Annotated in this window: 1 pseudogene; it reads left to right on the top strand. The window is 55.9% G+C overall.

Annotated elements, in window-relative coordinates:
• A pseudogene (locus EN804_RS34905) lies at positions 1-406 on the top strand (bifunctional aconitate hydratase 2/2-methylisocitrate dehydratase); the annotation flags it as partial.

Genomic DNA, 406 nt, shown 5'->3' with positions numbered 1-406 from the left:
CTTCGTCAACTATGCCCCCATCGTTGCGGGCACCAACGGCATTTCGCCGATTTTCGCCACCACCGTCGACGTGACGGGTGGCATTGGCATCAATCTGAAGAACTGGGTGAAGAAGCTCGGCGAAGACGGCAAGCCGATCCTCAACAATGACGGCAACCCCATCCTTGAGCAGAAATATTCGGTCGAGACCGGTATGGTCCTCAAGATCGACGCCAAGAATCGCAAGCTGCGGGACGAAAACGGCACCGAGCTGGTCGACCTCGCTTCGTCCTTCACACCCCAGAAGATGGAATTCATGAAGGCTGGGAGCTCCTATGCCATCGTCTTCGCCAAGAAGCTCCACACTTTTGCCGCTGAAACGCTTGGCGTCCAGGCGACCCCTGTATTTGCACCGAACAAGGAAATT

The sequence above is a fragment of the Mesorhizobium sp. M8A.F.Ca.ET.161.01.1.1 genome (assembly GCF_004792105.1).
In the GTDB taxonomy this organism is placed as follows: domain Bacteria; phylum Pseudomonadota; class Alphaproteobacteria; order Rhizobiales; family Rhizobiaceae; genus Mesorhizobium.
The sequence above is the reverse complement of the archived record's forward strand: the minus strand, read 5'-3'. Positions and strand labels throughout refer to the sequence as shown.